Origin of the sequence: Streptococcus sp. HSISS3, from assembly GCF_000448605.1 — a bacterium.
GTDB classification, from domain to species: Bacteria; Bacillota; Bacilli; order Lactobacillales; family Streptococcaceae; genus Streptococcus; species Streptococcus raffinosi.
Window position 1 is genome coordinate 1,759,171 of the sequence record NZ_CM002130.1, and the last position, 16,987, is coordinate 1,776,157.

Here is a 16,987-nt window from a genome sequence, read left to right on the forward strand (position 1 = left end):
CCTACCGAGCCTTGAAAAATCACTGGAGACTCTTCCAAAAGGACAGCCGTAAGTTATCTTGTAAGTCATTTCACTCGAAGACCTTTGGTCAAACCTTAAGTCCACATGAAGTCGTTAAGAAGACACTGAATTTCTCAGAAGAACTCGCTAATTATTATAACCTCTATCAGCTGTTGCTGTTTCACTTTCAGGAGAAGAGGGTAGATGAGTTTTTTGAGCTCATAGAGGAGAATATAAGCAAGGTTAATCATTACTTCAAAACTGTCTTTAGGACCTTCCTTAGACACAAACCATACATCAAAAATGCGCTAGAAACACATTACTCAAATGCAAAATTGGAGGGCACCAATAAGCTTATCAAAGATATTAAACGTCTGGGCTTCGGTTTTAGAAACTTTATTAACTTTAGGAAGCGTGTTTTCATCACTCTGAACATACAAAAAGAGAAAACCTATCAGGTTCTCTCTAGATGTTAGCTTTTCGTCACCCACTACAGTTGACAAAGAGCCGACTTTGTCTGCAATCAAAAACAACGACCATTTCTAGCCGTTGTTTTTTTGATGTATTAGCTTTCGCTTATTTTTCAATTCCCAAATTTCTTTAGCGTATTCTGTGATAGTATCATCAGAAGTAAACTTATGAGATTTAGCAATATTAGCCAAGCTCATGCGTGCCCACTTGTCATGGTCACGATAAAGCGCATCGATTTTCTCTTGAGCTTCTACATAAGCTGCAAAGTCTTCCAAGAGGAAGTACTCATCGTTATGTGTGATAAGCGCTTCATAGATTTCAGTACCTTCTGATTGAGCATTTGGAATAGTACCATTGACAAAAGTATCCACAACACGACGAATCACAGGGTTGTTTTCATAAACTGCACGAGAATAATAATCGTGACGAGCATAGTGTTCGTAAACTTCGTCTTTGTTCATACCGAAGATGACAACATTTTCATCACCAACTTCGTCTTTGATTTCAATGTTGGCACCGTCAAGTGTTGCCAAAGTAATGGCACCGGTCATCATGAATTTCATGTTTGATGTACCAGATGCTTCTTTAGAAGCCAATGAGATTTGTTCAGAGACATCAGCTGCTGGGATAATAATTTCAGCCAAGCTTACACGGTAGTTTTCAAGGAAAACAACCTTAAGTTTGCCTTGGAGGCTTTCATCATTATTGACAAGGTTAGCCACTTCATTGATAAGTTTGATAACTGATTTAGCGAAGTGATATCCAGGAGCAGCTTTAGCACCAAAGATGAAGACACGTGGTACCATGTCTTTATCTGGATTATCTTTAAGATCCCAGTAAAGTTTGATAATGTGAAGGAGATTAAGCAATTGACGTTTGTAAGCGTGAAGACGTTTAACTTGAACGTCGAAGATAGCATCTGTAGATACTTCAATGCCTGTACTTTCCTTGATGTAGTCTGCCAAACGTTGTTTAGCTGCTGTCTTAACTTGATAGAATTGGTTCAAGACTGCTTTATCATCCAAGTAAGTTGTCAGATTTTCAAGCTCATGGATGTCTTTACGCCAACCGTTACCAATCACATCATCAATAGCTGCAGAAAGTTCTGGTGCTGCAATTTGTGTCCAACGACGTTGAACAATACCATTAGTCTTGTTATTGAATTTTTCAGGATAAATAGTATAGAAATCGTGGAGAGTATCTTCTTTAAGAAGCTCTGTGTGAAGTTTAGCAACCCCGTTGACTGAGTGACCACCAATGATTGAAAGGTTAGCCATGTGCACTTGGTTGTCTTTCACAATACGTGTGCGTTCGATAACATCCGCAGCAACACCACGTCCAGCCATTTCAGCTACATAACGGTTATCGATTTCCAAAATAATTTGGTAAACACGTGGAAGAACACGTTTGAAGAGTTCTTGATCCCATTTTTCAAGGGCTTCTTGAAGAATAGTGTGGTTAGTGTAACTCATGGTCTTAACAGTGGCATTCCAAGCATCAATCCATGAAAGTCCGTATTCGTCAAGAAGGAGACGCATAAATTCAGCTGGCGCAACCGCTGGGTGAGTATCATTGATATGGACAGAGACTTTTTTATGGATATCTTTCAATGGCAAGCCCATCTTGAGATAAGATTTAATGATTGTTTGGAGACCTGCACTTGTCATGAAGTACTCTTGAACCAAACGCAATTCTTTTCCTTCGACAGTTGAATCATCTGGATAAAGAATAGCTGTGATATTTTTCACACGACGGCGATCTTCCAATGTTCTGTAGTCCAATTCGTATTCTTCAGGAATTTCAACATCCCAAAGACGAAGGTTGTTAATGACGTCGTTTTGGAAACCAATTTGTGGCACATCGTAAGGAACAGCACGAAGAACTTGAGCGTTCTTATAAGTTGGAACAATACGGCCTTCTTCGTTAGCTTCAAGGTAAACATCACCATAAAGTTTAACATTTACAATATCATGGTCTTTACGAGTTTCCCAAACATTTCCTGTTGAACCAAACCAACCATCTGGCAGTTCCACTTGGTAACCATCAACGATACGTTGTTTAAAGAGTCCATAACGGTAACGAAGACCATTACCGAAACCTGGGTAACCAGTAGTCGCAAGTGAATCCATGAAAGCAGCTGCCAAACGACCAAGACCACCATTACCAAGAGCCATGTCATGCTCTGCTTCTACAACTTCACGGAAGTCAATGCCAAGTTCCGCAAAACCTTCTTTAACAACATCAAGAATACCAAGGTTAAGAAGGTTAGTTTCCAACATACGACCTGGAAGAAACTCAATTGAGAAGTAGTAAGCAATCTTTTCTTGTTTTTCTGAAAGTTCATGATTACGTGTAATCCATGTGTTCGTGTAATACTTACGAATCAAACCAGCCAAGGCTGTAAAAATTTCAGTTGGTGTTGCTTTGGCAACCTTGATGAGTTGTTCTTGGTGGAGTGTGTCTTTAAAGTCACGAATAAATTGTTCTGGAGTTAAATTTTCAAGTTGCATAGAAATCCTTTCTTAATTGCCATTATCTCAAATGCAATTTAAAGCAGTAAATCACAAGACATCCCCTAAATAGGACATCCTATTTCGAGAGTTACCATAATTAATGGCACAGACGAAAGGGGAAATCTTTTTCTGATAAAACACCAATCATAGACAGCAGAGAGGACTAAGATCACATTGCCCCTTTTAAAGGCGTTATTAGATAAGACCTATCATCCCAATCACAAAGTAATATGAGGAGAATGTCATCACTTATTTTTAGGAGAATATCTCTTCGTATTCTAGTATGTTCAAGCAGACTACATACTAGTTATGTAGATTATACCACATCAAAGCAAATCCTTGTAGGTTAAAAAATGAACTTTGTGAAGAAGTTCTAGAACTTCATTCGCCTTTACAAGACATTCCCTGTCATGGTTAAAATGTGAGTAATCTTTCTCATGACACGAAATAACTTTTCTCAAATTGAGAAAAGTTATCATCGTTTTAAACTAATTGCTTATATAAATCAACATATGCCAAGCTTGCAGTATCCCATGAGAAGTCACGAGTCATTGCATTATCTTGCAATTTTCTCCAAGCCTTAGGATCATCTTCATAAAGATCAAGCGCTTTTTCAAGGGTTTGTACCATCCAGTAACCAGAGAAGTTACCAAATGAGAAACCTGTACCCTCACCAGTAACAGCGTTGTAGGGTTCAACCGTATCGCGCAAGCCACCGACTTCGCTAACTACTGGCAAAGTACCGTAACGCATAGACATCATTTGAGAAAGTCCACATGGTTCAAAAGCAGAAGGCATTAGGAAAATGTCACAGCCTGCATAAATTTGTTGTGCCAATTCAAGGTTAAATGTGATATTGGCTGACATTTTTTGAGGATAGGCTTGTCCAAACCAAGAGAAAGAATGTTCATAATCGCCATAACCTGTTCCCAAAAGAACAACCTGAACATCATGTTGCAAAATGTTATGCAATTCATTAACAACCAAGTCAAATCCTTTTTGGTCAGTCAAACGTGAAACCATACCAATCAAAGGGACGTCTTTGCGTACCGGCAAGCCAACACGTTCTTGAAGGGCAGCTTTATCTTTGGCCTTACCAGACAAATCTTTAACGGAAAAATGATAAGGAATATGAGTATCTGTTTCTGGGTCAAGGAGGTCTGTATCGATACCATTAACAATACCAGATAACTTACCTGATTCCATACGCATAATTTGGTCTAGGCCTTTACCAAATTCAGGTGTTTTAATTTCTTCTGCATATGATGGTGAAACAGTTGTTACACGATCGGCATAAAGCACAGCAGCTTTCATCCAGTTGAGACAGTTGTTCCAACGAAGTGTTCCATCTTCATAACGTTCATAGCCCACGCCGAAAAGATCGCCCAACATGCCACTATCAAATTGACCTTGGAATTCAATATTATGAATGGTAAAGACAGTCCTGATATTTTTATAGGCTTTAATCCAGTGGTATTTTTCCTTAAGCAAGAAAGGAATCATGGCTGTGTGGTAATCATGCACATGAAGAACATCTGGAATGAAGTCAATTTTTTCCATTAACTCCAAGGCTGCCAATTGGAAATAAGCAAAACGTTCGCCGTCATCCCATTCACCATAAACTGTTCCACGATTGAAGTATTGTTCGTTATCCACGAAGTAGAAGTCAACACCTTCATGGGTGGTTTTCTTCATGCCAACATATTGCCAACGCCATCCCAATTTCGTGTAGAAGTAGCCTAAATCTTCCATTTGATCACCAAATTTTGCGGCAATCATATTGTAGTAAGGAAGAATAACAGCAACTTCATTTCCATCTTTAACTAATGATTTAGGAAGAGCACCGATTACATCACCAAGACCACCTGTTTTAGCAAAAGGTGCACCTTCAGCTGCTACAAATAAAACTTTCATCGTACAATATCCTCTGTTACAACGCTTCCTTTTGTAATAACAACAGGGTTGTTTTCAGTTCCTCGAATGGTTACACCATCAGCAATTGTAACACCTTTATCAACGATAGCGTAATCAACAGTTGCATTTTTACCAATTTCAACACGAGGGAAAACAACAGAGTGCGTCACACTAGAACCTTCTTGCAAGTCTACATTACGAGACACTACTGAATCTTCAACATGACCACGTACAATAGAACCAGATGCAAACTGAGAACGTTTAACATCAGAACTATTTGAGTAGTAAGTTGGCTCTTCGTTTTTCACTTTTGTATACACTTTTTGATTTGGAGCAAAGAGTGAATAGAATTTTTGAGTATCCAACATATCCAAGTTAGCGTCAAAGTAAGATTTTACAGAATGGATATTTGAAAGATAGCCAGTATATTCATAGGCGAATCCACCCTCAGCAGCTGCCAAATCACGAAGAACATAGCGTAGTTTACGAGGTTCTTCCTTAGCAGCTTCTTCTTCCAATTTTTCAATCAAGTAAGGAGTGTCAACTACAAAGATATCTGTTGACATGTTATAAATTTCTTTACCATTGTCTTGGAAGAGTTCATGCGAAACAATCTTATCAGTTTCATCGATTTCAAACACACTGTTAACTGATGAAATCTGTTCTTTTGGCAATTTCTTATAAACTACTGTAATTTTTTGGTCTGTAGTATTATGAAGGTGGAAAACTTGATTAAGGTCAATGTTAACCAATACATCACTGTTAAGTGCTACAGTCTGATCTGATCCTGAACGTTTCAAATAAGTCAAAATTTGACGGTAGTATTCCTCATCAACAGTTGAGCTTTCAACAGGAGTATTGTAAATACCAAGGTAGTAGTGACTCAAGAGAGTAGACAAGCCCCACTCACGACCAGAACGAATGTGGTCAAAAACTGAGCTAATGTTTTCGTTTTGGAAGATACCAAAGACGCTACGAATACCAGCATTAGCCAAATTAGAGAGAGGGAAGTCGATGAGGCGATATTTTCCACCAAATGGTAGGCTGGCAATAGGACGGTGTGCCGTCAAACCATCCATGTCATGATACCCTACGGTATTTCCTAGAATTGCAGAATATTTATCAATCTTCATCTTTTGGTACCCCCACTACTTCATTGTATCCTACGACTTGCACTTCTTCTGTTCCGTCAATTTCAACGCCTTCAGAAATGTGTGCTCCTTCACCGATAATGGCACGTTTAATTTTTGCACCTTTAGCAATGACTGCACCACTCATGATTACTGAATCTTCAACCACAGCACCTTCACGAATTTGAGCATTGGTTGAAAGGACAGAATGTTTAACTGTTCCATCAACTAATGAACCGTCGACTACAAGGGAATCCTCAACATGGGCATGTTCACCAAAGAAGTTTGGTGGAGCAATCATGTTACGTGAGTAAATCTTCCATTGGCGGTTACGGCTATCCAAAGCATTTTCTGGTGAAATGTATTCCATATTTGCTTCCCAAAGGGATTCGATAGTACCGACATCTTTCCAATAACCTGAAAATTCATAGGCATAAACGCTTTCCCCAGTTTCCAAGTAAGCAGGAATAACATGTTTACCAAAGTCTGACATTTCAATGCCACCTTTTTCTGCTGATACCAACATGTTGCGTAGACGTTTCCAGTCAAAGATGTAAATACCCATTGATGCTTTCGTAGATTTTGGATGTTCTGGTTTTTCTTCAAATTCTACAATGCGATTATTTGCATCAGTATTCATGATACCAAAGCGACTTGCTTCTTTAAGTGGTACATCTAATACAGCTACCGTAAGACTAGCATTATGATCCTTATGTGATTCTAGCATTTCATCATAGTCCATTTTGTAGATATGGTCACCAGACAAGATAAGGACATACTCAGGATTAATAGTGTCGATATAATCAATGTTTTGGTAGATGGCATGGCTAGTTCCTTCAAACCATCGGTTTCCTTCACTTGCAGAATATGGTTGAAGAATTGAAACACCAGAATTTACACCATCCAAGCCCCAACTTGAACCATTACCAATATGGCTGTTCAAAGCCAATGGTTGGTACTGAGTAATGACACCAACATTGTTAATGCCAGAGTTGGCACAGTTAGACAAACCGAAGTCAATGATACGGTAGCGACCACCAAATTGTACCGCAGGTTTGGCAATGCTTTGGGTCAATTTCCCAAGACGAGTTCCTTGCCCACCGGCAAGAATCAAAGCCAACATTTCATTTTTCATGTAAATTCCTCCAATTAGTTTTAGCCTCTAATCGTTTGAAGAGAAAGACGGTGATGGATAAGACTCCTTATTAACGTTTTTCTTTCACGAAGTTGAGTATGACAAATTATAAATATAAAGCTATTGTTACGTTCCACGATAATAGCAAAACTAAATCGTTACTAAAAATGTTATTTTAGACGACGTTTCACACGCCAGATACTTGCACCAAGTGCAGGCAAAGTGAAGGTAAGGGTATTTTCATAATCCTTCCACTTAGATTTTTTCGTCTTCGTATTAGGATTTCCTTCTTTCCAAACACCACCAAATTCTTCCATTTCAGTGTTAAGAACTTCTTGGTAGATACCCGCTACTGGTAATCCAATGGTGAAGTTTCTACGCTCTACTGGTGCCAAGTTGAAGACACATACCAAGAACTCACCCTTTTCACTCCAACGAATGAATGACAGAACACTTTCAGCACGGTTATCAGCATCAATGATTTCCAAACCGCTGTACGAATCATCTATCTGCCACAATGCTCGATGGTCTTTATAGAAACCATTAGCAAAGCTAGTAAATTCTTGCATTTGTTGGTTCAATTTATCTTCAAGGTTCACCCATTCCAATTGGTAGTCATACTTCCATTCTAGGAATTGGCCAAATTCAGAACCCATGAACAACAACTTTTTACCTGGGTGGCAAAGCTGATAAGTATAGAGATTACGTAGGCCGGCAAATTGATTGTAGCGATCGCCCCACATCTTATGCATCATGCTCTTTTTACCGTGTACTACTTCGTCATGTGAGAATGGTAAGACATAATGCTCATTGAAACAGTACATGAAGCTGAAGGTCATAAGATTGAAATCATACTGACGATAAACTGGATCTTCTTCGTAGAACTTAAGAATATCATTCATCCAACCCATGTTCCATTTGAAGTCGAAGCCTAAACCGCCTTCTTCAATAGGCTGAGTAATGGGTGTTGCTGCCGTTGATTCTTCAGCAATCATCATAACACCTGGATGACGTTCTTTAACGACTCGGTTCAATTTTTGTAGGAAGCCATAGCCTTCTAAGTTTCGATTTCCACCTTCCCTATTTGGTAGCCATGGACCTTCATCGTAGTCCAAATAGAGCATATTAGATACAGCATCTACACGGATACCATCGATATGATAATTTTCAATCCAATAAAGTGCACTTGAGATAAGGAAAGACTGTACTTGATTTTTTCCTAAATCAAAATTCAAGGCTCCCCAACGATAATTGTGGGCACGGTCATGATCTTGATACTCAAATGTTGGCGTTCCATCAAAGTATGCCAAGGCATCATCGTTTTGAGTAAAATGCCCTGGAACCCAGTCTACCAGAACACCAATGTTATTTTGGTGACAAGCTTCAACGAAGTCTTGGAATTCTTCTGGTGTACCATAGGTGTGTTCAAAAGCGAAATACCCCATCAGTTGATAACCCCAACTCATTCCTAGAGGGTGAGCCATCAAAGGAAGAAACTCAACATGTGTGTATTTCATCTCAACCAAGTATGGAATCAACTCTTCTTTGAGTTCTTTAAAGGTGTATGGTTGACCGTCTTCTTTTAACTTCCAAGAAGAGGCGTGAACTTCATAAATATTAACGGGACGTTTTTGAAAACCTAAACGCTTACGACGGCCCATCCAAAGGCCATCTTTCCATTTTTTGTCAACTTTTTTACGAATCACAGCTCCTGTTCCTGGTCTAGGTTCCAAGTAAGTGGCAAAAGGATCCATTTTTTCGACCACTTGACCACCCTTGCGCTTAACCAAAAACTTATAAAGCTGACCTTCTTCTGGGAGGTCTGACGTTACCTCCCAAACACCAATATGATTTTTAACCATGTCTAAGGGTTCGTCAAACCATCCTGTAAAGTCACCAATCACCTGAACATTTTCAGCATGGGGTGCCCAGACACGGAAAACATAGCCCTCTTCACTACCATCTATCTCATGTGAACCTAGATAATTTTGTAAATGGAAATTCTCACCTATTCCAAATGTATACATAGCTTCATCATGTTTCATATCATCTCTCCTTCCTGAAAATTGATAATTCTACTACACTAAAACTTTTCTAGATAATGCGTGAGCTATCAAAGCCTCTATGTAAGCGTTTACTAAATTATATCATATTTTCTATGCCCTGTCAGAAAATATCTAAACTTTTTTTCACATTGTTAAAAACAAATGCTTTATTTAGATGACCAGAAACATGTAATTCCACAATACCTGAGTCATACTCCGCTTTAAATACAAAAAGATTATCATAAATTTCTGCGAAACTATGGTATGAAAATTCAGGACTTGTTTTTTTCTTTCAATCAACTTAGCAACCTTGGCAATCAAAGTTTTTTTAAGCGTAACTTGGTTCCAGTCCACCTGACTAACTTCATCTGGCGCATTATAGCTATTCATAGCACGTTGTTCATCTTCATTGGTAATGGCACCATCAGGTCCAGTTCCCACCATCTTAGTCCGTTGAAACTCCTGACCAAGTTGCATGAAGCACATTCCCTGCATGCTCAGATTTAAAGCATTAGCTAAGTAAATACGATTTTCAATATCTTCTTCAGAATCTTCAGGATGTAAGTGATTCATGAGATCGTTAAGATTATAATTATCATGAGCCTCAATATAATTTAATACTTGTCCTGGCATCAAGTAATTGACAAAGCCACGACTTCCCAAGAGACTCTTAGCAATTTTATCTTCTGTTGGAGCACCTGAAACAAAACCTTTACTGATATGGCCATATACTTCTGCCCCTTTAACGGCATCACGTGAATTGTCATTAAAGAAACCTATACGAGGAAGGAGGGCTGCATTATCCTTCTTAGCCTTTTGTTCACTGGCTAAACCTATTCCCATATCCCATCCTTCACCATAGAGTAAAATACGGGAATCAATAGCATCCATGGCTGAGCGGACAGCATTCATTGTTTCAACATCATGCAATCCCATTAGGTCAAAACGAAAACCATCAACACCAAATTCTTCAACCCAGTAAGTCAAGGAATCAATCATATACTTACGAAACATTTCCTTTTCACTCGCTGTTTCATTTCCACAACCAGAACCATCTTGAAACGAACCATTGTCATGCATACGGTAATAATAAGCTGGTACAGACAATTGGAAGGGTGAACTGTAAGAAGAGTAGGTGTGATTATAAACAACGTCCATAATAACTCCAATATCTGCCTTATGATAGGCCTGAATCATATTCTTCAGTTCTAAAATAGGGGCTAAAGGATTCTTTTGGTCAGCGGCAAACTGGCGATCGGGAACATTATAGTTTTCAGGATCGTATCCCCAGTTGTATAGGATATTGCCCTTTTCGTCATAGGTCTTATGGTGGTCAAAAACAGGTTGCAATTGTATGTAATTGTATCCCATACCCTTGATGTAATCAAATCCAGTCACATCACCATGAGCATTCTTTGTTCCCTCTTGACAAGCACCGAGGTAGGTTCCTCTGTATTTTTCTTTGACTCCTGAAGTCTTTGACTTAGAGAAGTCACGGATATGCATTTCACAAATGACTGCAGAACAAGGATTTTTTGTTCGCCAGTGGGCATTGGCTTTTGTGACTTTTTGATAGCCCTTTGGAATCATTCGTTCTGGATTGACGACCAGACTCTTTTTGTTATCTAAGCTAAGTGCCAGGCTGTAAGGATCTCGTGTGTCTTGGTAGAATCTTTCTTCATGATACACACGATATTGGTAAGCCACTCCATCTAAGTTTTGTTTGATTTTAGCTGTCCACACACCCTGATTATTTAACTGATGGTGATCCTTGTTGATACTTGTCCCTCTTTTCATTTTAATGATGCGAGGACGTTTTCCATCTTTTCTATAGATGAGGACCTGAACACGATGAGCCAAAGGAGCCCACAAACGAAATTCTGTTTCTTTGGCATGATATTTGTGACCTAACCAGCCTTGAAAGCCCCATTTTTGATCGAATTCTTTCTTACGAATGGCCATGTCAAAGGCATGATGGTCACGTTCAGTAAAGCAACTGCTAGTTAAAGCAGCTGGCTTTGAATAGTAAACTTCAGGATCTCCCTCTACCAACCAAATCTCATTGGGAGCATCCCCCAAAAAACGACGAATATGATAATCATGTGTTTGACTAGACCAGTTCCCGCTTTTTACCAACAAATTTACAGAATCAATAAAACGGGATGCTGGAAATGATACTTCTCCAATTAAGCCAAAGTCATCTTGGCCTGAAAAAAACGCATCCTTTCCCCAGTAGCCATCTAGCCACCTCCACATGCTATATTTTGAATATTCACCGTTCATACTGTGAAAATGAACGATTACCCTGTTGTCCATTTTTTCTCCTTTTCTATCTAAGTAATACATACACTCATTATAACACAAAATAAAGGTGAATTTGAAAGCGTTTTTTTCTAAAGTAAGAACTATTCTCCCTACCAATAAAAAAAGGATATGAGAAATCCACTAAACGCAGTTATTTCTCATATCCTTTAGTCATTTTAGAATATTATAGGCTACAGGCCACTTTAAATCATTATTCTTGAGTCATCAAAACCTTACGAGGTTTGGTACCTTCGGCTGGTCCGATAACACCTGCTTCTTCCAATTCTTCCATCAAACGAGTGGCACGGTTGAAACCAACTGATAGACGACGTTGAATCATGGATGCACTTGCTTTTTGCGTTTCCAATACCAAAGCCTTAGCTTCCTCAAAAAGCGGATCGCCTTCTGACCCCCCACCATTGGCAGATGAAGTTCCTCCAAAATCATTTTCAGAAACATCACCAGGGTCGAAGCTCTCATCGTAGTCAGCTGAGGCTTGTTCCTTGATAAAGGTCACAATGCGTTCCACATCATCATCAGAAATGAAAGACCCTTGCAAACGAACGGGATGGTTTTCATCAATAGGTTTGAAAAGCATGTCCCCACGTCCGAGTAATTTTTCAGCTCCATTTTCATCCAAAATGGTACGACTATCTGTTCCAGAAGACACGGCAAAGGCCACACGAGAAGGTACATTGGCCTTAATTAAGCCAGAGATAACATCAACTGATGGACGTTGGGTGGCAAGAATCATGTGGATACCTGCTGCACGCGCCTTTTGTCCCAGACGGATGATAGCATCTTCCACTTCCTTGCTGGCCACCATCATCAAGTCAGCTAACTCATCGACAATAACCACAATCAAAGGCAAAGGAATCTGTTTCTCTTGCGATTGGGCATTCCAGTCTTCAACTTTGGCATTGTAGCCAGCGATGTTACGTACACCAAACTTACTAAAGAGTTCGTAACGATTTTCCATCTCATCCACCACTTTTTGTAGGGCTTTAGCCGCCTTACGTGGGTTGGTCACTACAGGGATGAGAAGATGTGGAATATCGTTGTAAACAGAGAGCTCAACCATCTTAGGATCAACCATAAGGAACTTAACCTGATCTGGGCGAGCCTTCATCAGAATACTTGAGATGATTCCGTTAACCGCAACTGATTTACCAGAACCTGTTGACCCAGCCACTAACAAGTGAGGCATGCGAGCTAAATCAAAGCTACGAGCCGAACCGTCAACCGCCTTACCAAGAGGAACTTCCAAGAGTTTATTAGGATCTGTCTTAGCCTGCTCCCAAAGTTCACGGAAAGACACCGTCGCAATCTCAGAGTTAGGAACTTCGATACCAACCAAAGATTTTCCAGGAATAGGCGCCTCAATACGGACATCTTTTGCGGCAAGAGCCAAAGCCAAGTCATCCGCTAGATTGGATATACGATTGACCCGAACCCCAACAGCAGGTTTGACCTCGTACTTGGTCACAGATGGCCCAATTTCGGCCCGCTCAACCTTGACATCAATGTTGAAACTCTTGAAGGTATCCTCAAGGATACGTATGTTCTTACGAACAATGTTTTTCTCTTTAGACTGACTTTTAGGTTTGTCTGGTGCAAAAAGATCGATAGTAGGGAGTTTGTACTGCAAGAGCTCCTTAGGTGTAAAATCTACCTCAACAGGAGCATCATCGCCCTCAACCACCATAGATGGTGGAAACTCTTCGGTTGGCAAATCCTCTGGATAAGGAGGGAAGTTCGCTTGAAAATCCTCATAATCCTCTGGAGGAAAATTGTCATCGTAGACCTCAGAGGCATAATCACTGATTTCTGGTTCGGGAGTATAAATCTCGGCCTCTTGCGGTAATTCCTCTGCCTCGTCCTCTAAAATTTCGCCAGTCTCTTCATCAACGGTCAAATCAGCCAGACGTTCTTCCTCAGCACGTTCTTGCGCTTCACGCTCTTTCTGGGCCTGACGCTCTGCCTTCTTCTCCTGCCGTAGAGCTGTTCGTTCCAAACGCTTTTCAGCACCTCGTTGCCATACTGCTTTAGCATAATCAATGACATCCAAAACATCCCAGGGACTCATAATAAAAGCACCCAAGAGAATGAACAAGCCACCAATCATGAAACTACCAAGATTTGAAAAGAGGAAGTAACTAGGCTTATACAAGAGAGCACCTACCAAACCTCCCCCTGTGAAGCGAGCTACCTGCACACTCACAAATTCCCCAAAAAGCAAATCCATCGTTCCAGGGAAAATATCTAGACCATCCATACGATCTAAGGTAAAGAGATAGGCATGAAACTCTATCAAGAGGCCTACAAAAGCCATCCAAAATCCCGTCACATAATTGCTATGTTTACGCAACCATTTAAACCCAAAAAGATAGACATAGATGGCAAAAATCAATGGATAAGCCAGACTGCCTACAAACACACGAAAGAAATTGTAGAGTGTTATCCCAAAGAAACCCAATCGAAAGACTGGGAAAATTAAGACAAAGGCAAAAAAGAAGGTCCATAGCATCCGCTTAATCGCCTTCTGTCTGTCTAATTCTGCTTTTGTGGGCCGCTTCTTACTGCTCTTAGAATCCGTCCCCTTTTTGTTTTTTTCGTTCTAGCCATAGCTGTATTATACCACGTTTTTAAACATGAAAAAAGAGAGACAAGTCTCTCTTGAAATTGAAAGCAAAGTCTTCTTTTAAAATTATTCTTCAATCAAAGACGTTGAGTGAACTGGGCGGTTCTTACCATCTGGATTAATATATTGGATAGCTTGGTTAATAGCGATAGGGGCTTCACCCATACCAACCGCAATCAAATCAATCTTGCCTTCATATTCTGCTGCATCACCGATAGCGTAAACCCCTTCTTGTGAGGTTTCAAACTGAGCGTTAACAGTAACACTAGAGCGTTTGTAATCGACATTCCAATTGCGAAGATTTTTGTTATTAGTTGAAAAACCAAAGCTGACAATCAGGGAATCCAGTGGCAATTCCTCAACCTCGTCTGACTTCACTTTTTGAACCGTCAAACTCTGAGCGAGACCATTTTCGCCTTTAATTTCAAGCGGTACATAAGGCGTCATCACGTTAACTGACGATTGATGAAGTAACTCAACACTGTGCTCATGGGCACGGAAGGCATCACGGCGGTGAATCAAGGTCACACTCTCAGCAATACCATCCAAGTGATTGGCCCAGTCAACGGCTGAATCACCGCCACCAGCAATCACAACCTTCTTGCCAGCAAATTGGTCCAGACTATGCACATTATAGAACAAGTTATTATCTGCATAATCTTCTTCATTGTCCACACCCAAAGGACGTGGAGCGAAAGCACCATTTCCACAAGCAATGACGATAGCCTTAGACAAGTGTTGACCCTTACTAGTCGTTATCGTGAAGACACCATCCGTCTTCTCAAAGGTTTGTACTTCCTCTTTCAAATGAATATCGACACGGTCTTCAAAACGCTTGAGCTGAATCAAAAGGTTCTCTGTCAATTCCGCACCTGTCGTTTGAGGAAAGGCCGGAATATCGTAGATTTTCTTTTCTGGGTAGAGAATGGCAGGCTGACCACCAAGCTCTGACAAACTCTCAATAATATTAACAGTCATGCCACGTAGGCCAGCATAAAAAGCTGCCCAAAGACCGACTGGTCCACCACCAATAATGGTGATATCGTAAATCATTTCTTCTGACATTTTATTTTCCTTCTGCTTTTATCTCTTCTAAAATCTGACGTTCTTCATCTGTAAAATCATAGTTTTCCAAAAGATCTGGTCGACGCTCTAAGGTCTTACGCAAACTTTGCTCCATCCGCCAGCGTCGAATATTGACATGATGTCCTGACAAGAGAACATCAGGTACCTTCATACCACGAAATTCAGCTGGACGAGTATACTGTGGAAACTCCAAAAGTCCTGATGAAAAACTATCATCCTTATGACTAGCTTCCTTACCCAAAACCTCTGGAATCAAGCGGACAGTCGCATCTACGATGGTCATAGCAGCCAACTCTCCACCTGTTAAGACAAAGTCCCCTAGCGAGATTTCGTCCGTCACTAAGGTTTTGATGCGTTCGTCATAGCCCTCATAGTGGCCACAGATAAAGACCAACTCCTCTTCTTGAGCCAATTCTTCTGCGTAGGCCTGGTCAAAGGTACGTCCTGCAGGATCTAAGAGAATGACACGAGGTTTAGTCACCTGCAGCTTGTCAAAGGTATCAAAAATAGGTTGAGCACGAAGTAACATGCCTTGTCCGCCACCGTAGGGTTCATCATCCACATGACGAGCCTTTTCTGCATTCTCACGGAAATTATGATAGTTAATTTCCAAGAGACCTTTTTCCTGGGCCTTGCCTACGATGGAGTGCTCTAAGGGAGCAAACATATCTGGAAATAGCGTCAAGATATCAATCTTCATCGTCTAATCCTTCCATAAGCTCAACCTCAATACGGCCAGCCGCAACATCAACATCGAGAACCACTGGAGGAATATAAGGCAGGAGCAAGTCTTTCTTGCCTTTGCGTTTCACTACCCAAACGTCGTTGGCCCCCGGTTGGAGAATCTCTTTAACCTGACCGATGAGGGTATCCCCTTCATAAACATCAAGACCAATGATTTCATGGTAGTAAAACTCCCCATCATCAAGGTCTGTTAGATTTTCCTCAGCAACTTTGAGGCTGTACCCCTTGTACTTTTCGACATCATTGATATGATAGAGTCCCTTAAACTTAACAATATCAAAGTTCTTGTGTTTACGGTGACTAGCAACTTCAACATCCATGATGTAGTTGTCTTTGTCATCAAAAAGGGCTAGGAGACTCTTCTTTTTAAAACGTTCATCCGCAAAATCCGTTACAGACAAAACACGGAGTTCCCCCTGTAAGCCCTGTGTGTTTACAATCTTTCCAACGTTATAGTATGTCATTTAAATTCCTTATTTATTTTTCTCAATCAAAGTAAGCAGTAACTTAAACTCTTCCTTGCTAGAAAGGTGAAAGACTTCAGTGAATCGCTTGGGCATTCTTATTTTAAGGCAAGGCGAACCTATGTCTGTCATCATCACATGAGTCTTTTTAGTCACGTCAGATGCTTCTATTGACTTTAATTTTAGAGTAGCATGAATGGTCTTGTTTTGGCCAATTAGCTTCTCTATTCTATCAAAAAGGATACAAAAAACCAGCTTTCTCTAGCTGGTACTAATAGTCCGTACGGGATTCGAACCCGTGTTACCGCCGTGAAAAGGCGGTGTCTTAACCCCTTGACCAACGGACCATAGTTTATCTTTTTACCCTCAGATAAAACTGGGGTAGCTGGATTCGAACCAACGCATGAGGGAGTCAAAGTCCCTTGCCTTACCGCTTGGCTATACCCCAAAAGACTCTTACTATTTTACAGAAAGATAGGATGACTGTCAACACTTTTTAACATTTTTTCACAAAAAAACAACCGGTTAACCGATTGCTTT

9 protein-coding genes, 2 tRNA genes and 2 pseudogenes are annotated in these 16,987 nt (G+C 40.3%); 1 reads left to right on the top strand and 12 read right to left on the bottom strand.

Features of this window, described 5'->3' with window-relative positions; genetic code table 11:
• Positions 1-469: pseudogene (locus HSISS3_RS08035) on the top strand (transposase); the annotation flags it as partial.
• Positions 470-542: 73 nt separating this feature from the next.
• On the opposite strand, the gene HSISS3_RS08040 reads toward HSISS3_RS08035, so the two are convergent.
• From HSISS3_RS08040 to HSISS3_RS08095, 12 genes and pseudogenes are all read right to left on the bottom strand, one after another.
• Positions 543-2,981, bottom strand: a complete 2,439-nt coding sequence (locus HSISS3_RS08040) for a glycogen/starch/alpha-glucan phosphorylase (RefSeq protein WP_021152330.1) — start codon at positions 2,979-2,981, stop codon at positions 543-545.
• 486 nt (positions 2,982-3,467) lie between these two features.
• Complete coding sequence (gene glgA / locus HSISS3_RS08045; protein ID WP_008535133.1) at positions 3,468-4,898, bottom strand: glycogen synthase GlgA; 1,431 nt, start codon at positions 4,896-4,898, stop codon at positions 3,468-3,470.
• Positions 4,895-6,031: a glucose-1-phosphate adenylyltransferase subunit GlgD gene (glgD, locus tag HSISS3_RS08050; protein WP_021152331.1), complete on the bottom strand. Its 1,137-nt coding sequence runs from the start codon at positions 6,029-6,031 to the stop codon at positions 4,895-4,897. Before glgD ends, glgA begins: the two co-directional genes overlap by 4 nt.
• On the bottom strand, positions 6,021-7,163 hold the full coding sequence (locus HSISS3_RS08055; RefSeq protein ID WP_002889363.1) for a glucose-1-phosphate adenylyltransferase: 1,143 nt from the start codon (positions 7,161-7,163) through the stop codon (positions 6,021-6,023). Before HSISS3_RS08055 ends, glgD begins: the two co-directional genes overlap by 11 nt.
• A gap of 170 nt (positions 7,164-7,333) precedes the next feature.
• Complete coding sequence (glgB, locus tag HSISS3_RS08060; RefSeq protein WP_002889364.1) at positions 7,334-9,208, bottom strand: 1,4-alpha-glucan branching protein GlgB; 1,875 nt, start codon at positions 9,206-9,208, stop codon at positions 7,334-7,336.
• Between the two features lie 171 nt (positions 9,209-9,379).
• A complete protein-coding gene (pulA, locus tag HSISS3_RS08065; protein ID WP_367998935.1) occupies positions 9,380-11,464 on the bottom strand; it encodes a type I pullulanase in 2,085 nt (694 codons plus the stop codon).
• Between the two features lie 259 nt (positions 11,465-11,723).
• Positions 11,724-14,126, bottom strand: a pseudogene (locus tag HSISS3_RS08070) (DNA translocase FtsK); the annotation flags it as partial.
• A gap of 93 nt (positions 14,127-14,219) precedes the next feature.
• A complete protein-coding gene (locus tag HSISS3_RS08075) occupies positions 14,220-15,218 on the bottom strand; it encodes an NAD(P)/FAD-dependent oxidoreductase (protein ID WP_021152334.1) in 999 nt (332 codons plus the stop codon).
• Between the two features lies 1 nt (position 15,219).
• Positions 15,220-15,939 (bottom strand): tRNA (guanosine(37)-N1)-methyltransferase TrmD, encoded by a 720-nt coding sequence (gene trmD / locus HSISS3_RS08080; RefSeq protein ID WP_021146191.1) that lies wholly within the window; start codon positions 15,937-15,939, stop codon positions 15,220-15,222.
• Positions 15,929-16,447 carry a ribosome maturation factor RimM gene (gene rimM, locus HSISS3_RS08085; protein ID WP_008535143.1) on the bottom strand — a complete coding sequence of 173 codons (519 nt, stop codon included), beginning with the start codon at positions 16,445-16,447 and terminating at the stop codon, positions 15,929-15,931. The genes trmD and rimM overlap by 11 nt, the downstream gene beginning before the upstream one ends.
• A gap of 275 nt (positions 16,448-16,722) precedes the next feature.
• Positions 16,723-16,794: transfer RNA gene (locus HSISS3_RS08090), tRNA-Glu, on the bottom strand.
• Positions 16,795-16,823: 29 nt separating this feature from the next.
• Positions 16,824-16,895 (bottom strand) — tRNA-Gln (locus HSISS3_RS08095).
• Positions 16,896-16,987: the final 92 nt, after the last annotated feature.

Coding starts and splice junctions, on each gene's coding strand:
- HSISS3_RS08040 (WP_021152330.1), bottom strand. CDS start 2,981: ATGCAACTTGAAAATTTAACTCCAGAACAATTTATTCGTGACTTTAAA.
- glgA (WP_008535133.1), bottom strand. CDS start 4,898: ATGAAAGTTTTATTTGTAGCAGCTGAAGGTGCACCTTTTGCTAAAACA.
- glgD (WP_021152331.1), bottom strand. CDS start 6,031: ATGAAGATTGATAAATATTCTGCAATTCTAGGAAATACCGTAGGGTAT.
- HSISS3_RS08055 (WP_002889363.1), bottom strand. CDS start 7,163: ATGAAAAATGAAATGTTGGCTTTGATTCTTGCCGGTGGGCAAGGAACT.
- glgB (WP_002889364.1), bottom strand. CDS start 9,208: ATGAAACATGATGAAGCTATGTATACATTTGGAATAGGTGAGAATTTC.
- pulA (WP_367998935.1), bottom strand. CDS start 11,464: ATGTGGAGGTGGCTAGATGGCTACTGGGGAAAGGATGCGTTTTTTTCA.
- HSISS3_RS08075 (WP_021152334.1), bottom strand. CDS start 15,218: ATGTCAGAAGAAATGATTTACGATATCACCATTATTGGTGGTGGACCA.
- trmD (WP_021146191.1), bottom strand. CDS start 15,939: ATGAAGATTGATATCTTGACGCTATTTCCAGATATGTTTGCTCCCTTA.
- rimM (WP_008535143.1), bottom strand. CDS start 16,447: ATGACATACTATAACGTTGGAAAGATTGTAAACACACAGGGCTTACAG.